We start from the raw sequence: 4455 nt of genomic DNA on the forward strand, positions 1-4455 counted from the left end.
CCCCCCCCCCTTGGGGGGGGGGGGCAGGGGGAGGGGTCTGCGCGCGTCCGCGCGCGAATGCGCAGAAAACAGGTGCCGCGGCCAGAGCCGGATCGCCAGAGTTCAGGCCGGTCTTGACGGCGAAAACCCCCTCCCCCTAGCCCCCTCCCGCGAGGGGAGGGGGGACTCTCATTTCTTACGTTCGATGCCTTTGCTAGGGCCAAGAGACATTCCGAATCGCTCTCGCATGCGGGAAAGGAGCCGCGCGGACGGCCGCCGCGGGACGAGGAGGTTACTGCGCCTGGGCGGCGACGGTGCCGCGGTCCTGCGAACCGAGGGCCTGGGCGTAGAGGGCAGGGTCGCTCAGCAGGCCGATGGCGACCTGGAGGTCGAGATCGGCGTCATGCACCTGCCAGGGGCAGGCGGCGCGCACGCGGCGCAGCGCCGCATCGTCGTCCGGCGCCCGGAAGCGCTCCGCCGCCGCATCGGCCATGCGCGGCAGCTGGCCGGCGCGGAAGGCCTGGATCAGCGCCTTGGCGTCGGTGCCGTTGCCGCTGGTGCAGACGGTCGGCAGGATGCCCTGGCGGTGCCAGGTATAGCCCGACGGCGCGTAGATCCGGCTCCAGGTCAGGAACAGCTCGCCGTCGTTCGGCAGCCGGGTCACGGTCTGGACGCTGCCCTTGCCGAAGGAGGTGGAGCCGACCAGGATCGCCCGGTCGGCATCCTGCAGCGCCGCCGCCGTCACCTCCGCCGCCGAGGCGGAATGGCCGTCGACCAGCAGGGCCAGCGGCAGGTGGCCGGTGATGTCGCCGTTGCGGGCGCTGAAGCTCTGGTCGCTGTCCGGGTTGCGGCCGCGGGTCGAGACGATCTGGCCGTGGTCCATGAACATGTCGGCCAGCGCCACCGACTGGTCCAACAGGCCGCCAGGGTTGCCGCGCAGGTCGATGACGATGCCGCGGGCCCGGCCGTTCAGGCCGCGCAACAGGCCGGTCACGGTGTTGCGGACCGCGGCGGCGGCGGTGGTGTTGTAGCGCAGCAGCTTGACGACGATGACGTTGTCGCGCACCTCGCTGCGCACCATGTTCTCGATCACCTTGGCGCGGGTCATGGTGACGGTGCGGCTGCTGCCCTTGGGCTCGCGCACGGTCAGGTCGACCTTGGTGCCGACCGGGCCGCGCATCAGGTCGGCGATCTCGTCGACCTTGGCGTCCTCCACCGACACGCCGTCGATGGCGACGATCATCGAGCCCTTCAGCAGGTTGGCGCGCGCGGCCGGCGTGTCCGGGAACACGTCGCCGATCACCGGCCGGCCCTTGTCGTCCTGGCTGAGGGCGATGCCGACGCCGGTATAGCCGTCGCGCTGGGCGCGGTCGTCGCGGGCGCGGTCCGGGTTGACGTAGCGGGAATAGGGGTCGAGATCGGCCAGCAGCGCGTCGTAGACCGCTTGGTAGGCGGCTTCGCTGCCGGCGGCGGCGACCTTCGGCGACGCCAGCGAGGCCGAGTCGAGCGTGGACGCGACCAGCGTGCCCCAGTCATAGGCGGCTTCGGGCTGGGGCGAGTCGAAATTCCCGACCACATGGCCGGTGCGGATCAGCTGCACCCGGCCGCCGTCGCGGCGGACGCTGAGCGTGTCGTCGAGCTTGGACAGGCCGTTCAGCCCGTCGAGCGCCAGCGTCCCGAAATCCTCCTTGACCAGATAGACTTCCTGGATCCGGTCGAAGCCGACGGTGAACACCGACGGATCGGCGAAATGGCCGCCCTCGCGGGGCTGCGCGTCGGCCTGGGGGGCCGGGGAGTCCGGGGCGGTGGCGAGGCAGCCCGAAAGCACCAGCAGCGCTGCAAAAACCGCCGCCAACCGCTTCTGACAAAACACTTAATGGAACTCCGCCCGCGACTTTTTCTCTCCGCACTCTAAGCCACATACTTGACAGGAAAAAGGCGTTATTGCAGCGCAGCAGGGCTGCGTTCAGCGCCGTGGCCCGCGAAGCGGCCCGGACCCTGGCTTCCGGCCGGATCGGGGGCCCGACCGCATCCCGATCCGAGGGGGGGCCCGGCGGCCCGGTCCCGGCAGCGGCGGCAGGCCTTCGACATCGGCGCCATGACCGGCATCGACCAGGGCGAAGACGGTGCTGCCGGTCAGCGGATCGGCCTCGGTGACGCGCACCCGCACCCGGGCGCCGAGCCGGAACACGCGGTTCCAGCGCCGGCCGACCAGGGCCTGCGCCGCCTCGTCATGGTCGTAATAGTCGTCGGGCAGGGTCGAGATCGGCACCAGCCCGTCGGCGCCCGATTCGTCCAGCTTGACGAACAGGCCGAACTTGGCGACGCCGCCGATCCGGCCGGGCAGGATGGCGCCGATCCGGTCCGACAGCCAGCTGGCCAGGTAGCGGTCGACCGCGTCGCGCTCGGCCTGGGCGGCGCGGCGCTCGGTGACCGAGATGTGGGTGCCGATCTCCTCCAGCCGCGACAGCTCCTCCTCGGTGGTGCCGTCCTTGCCGAGGCCGAGCAACCGGATCAGCCCGCGATGCACGGTCAGGTCGGCATAGCGGCGGATCGGCGAGGTGAAATGAGCGTAGCGGGGCAGGGCCAGCCCGAAATGGCCGAGATTGTCCGGGCTGTACACCGCCTGGGCCTGGGCCCGCAGCACCATCTCGTTGACCATCGGCTCTTCCGGCCGGCCCACGGCCCGTTCCAGGATCTGGCCGAACACGCGCGGCCGCATCACCTGGCCGAGGGAGAGGGTGTAGCCGAGCGGGGCCAGGAACTCCTTCAGCGCCTCGACCCGGGCGCGGTCGGGCTGGTCGTGCACCCGGTACAGCGCCGGCAGGCTCCTGTCGCTCAGCGTCTCCGCCGCGGCGACATTGGCGGCGATCATGAACTCCTCGATCAGCTTGTGGCTGTCGAGCCGGGGCCGGATTCCGATCGAGGCGACGCGGCCGTCCTCGCCGAGCTGGACCTTGCGCTCCGGCAGGTCCAGCTCCAGCGTGCCGCGCTTCTCCCGCGCCGCCAGCAGCGCCTGATAGGCGCCGTAGAGCGGGGCGATCACCGGTTCCAAGAGCGGGCCGGTGGTCTCGTCGGGCTGGCCGTCGCGGGCGGCCTGCACCTGCTCATAGGTCAGCCGGGCGGCGGAGCGCATCAGCCCGCGGCGGAAGCGGTGGCGCTTTAGCTGGCCATGCTGGTCGATCCACAGGTCGGCGGCCAGGCAGGCGCGGTCCTCGTCCGGGCGCAGCGAGCACAGCCCGTTCGACAGCGCCTCCGGCAGCATCGGCACGACGCGGTCGGGGAAGTAGCAGGAGTTGCCGCGCTCGAAGGCGTCGCGGTCCAGCGGCGACCCCGGCGGCACGTAATGGGCGACGTCGGCGATGGCGACGATCAGGTGCCAGCCGCCGGGATGGTCCGGGTCGGGCTCGGCCCAGACCGCGTCGTCGAAGTCGCGGGCATCGGCGCCGTCGATGGTGACCAGCGGGATCTGGCGCAGGTCGACCCGGTTGCCCAGCGCGGCCGGTTCGGCGGCTTGGGCCTGGGCCAGCGCCTTCGGCCGGAAGTCGGTCGGGATGCCGGCGGCGTGGATCGCGATCAGGCTGATCGAGCGCGGATCCTCGGCGTCGCCGTAACGGGCGGTGACCACGGTGCGGCGCGGCCCGAGGCGGTCGGTGGCCTCGACCAGCGCCTCGACCAGGTCGCCGTCCTTGGCGCCGCCGGTGTCGCCCTCGCGCACCGGCCAGGTGTCGCGGGCGCGCTTGTCGGCCGGCACGATGCGGGCCTGGCCGTCGCGGCCGCGGCGGAACACGCCGACGACGCGGACATCGGCCTGGTTCTCCAGCCGGCGCATGGTGCGGCCGGTCCAGCCGCCGTCCTCGTCCTGCTGCAGCCGGGCCAGCACCCGGTCGCCGACCGCCAGCGCGCCCTGGCCGCGCCCATCCGCGCCCATGGTGATGCGCGGCGGCGGTTCCTCGTCCTCCCAGCGCACCGGCTGGGCCAGGGCCTCGCCGTCGGCGTCGATGGCGACGATGCGCAGCACGGCGACGTTCGGCAGGGCCGCCGCGCCCGGCGCCCGCATGCGGCGGCCGCGGCGCTTCTCCAGCTGGCCCTCCTCGGCCATGTCCTGCAGCAGCTCTTTCAGCCGCACCCGGTCGTCGCCGGTGATGTGGAAGGCGCGGGCGATCTCGCGCTTGCCGACCGTGTCGTCACGCGACTTCAGGAACTCGGTGATCTGCTCGCGCGTCGGGAACGGCTTGGCCGCCTTCTTGCCCTTGCCCAGCGGCGTCTTGGCCGGAACGACGGTCTTGACGACCTTCTTCCGCTTGATCGGCCGCCGGACCGGGGGCTTGCGGGTGGGCGGTTCGTTCATGGCGCGGGGCTCGGATCGGGGGGCGCGGACCCTATCAGGGTAACCCCGACGAAGCCGTCACTTAAAACAAGTCCCCCCTCCCCTTGCGGGAGGGGGGCAGGGGGAGGGGGCTGGGGGGGGGGCCG

2 protein-coding genes are annotated in these 4455 nt (G+C 72.2%); both read right to left on the reverse strand.

What is annotated here, in order from left to right:
* Positions 1–271: 271 nt before the first annotated feature.
* Positions 272–1834, reverse strand: coding sequence for a S41 family peptidase (locus tag AAHM41_RS39170; RefSeq protein ID WP_342242056.1), 1563 nt, complete (start codon positions 1832–1834; stop codon positions 272–274).
* A gap of 111 nt (positions 1835–1945) precedes the next feature.
* Positions 1946–4330, reverse strand: a complete 2385-nt coding sequence (gene rnr / locus AAHM41_RS39175) for a ribonuclease R (protein ID WP_342242057.1) — start codon at positions 4328–4330, stop codon at positions 1946–1948.
* Positions 4331–4455: the final 125 nt, after the last annotated feature.

This window comes from Inquilinus sp. OTU3971 (assembly GCF_038440215.1).

What these genes read in the sequence shown, in the direction of transcription:
- rnr (WP_342242057.1), bottom strand. Translation starts at nt 4,330, where the DNA reads ATGAACGAACCGCCCACCCGCAAGCCCCCGGTCCGGCGGCCGATCAAG.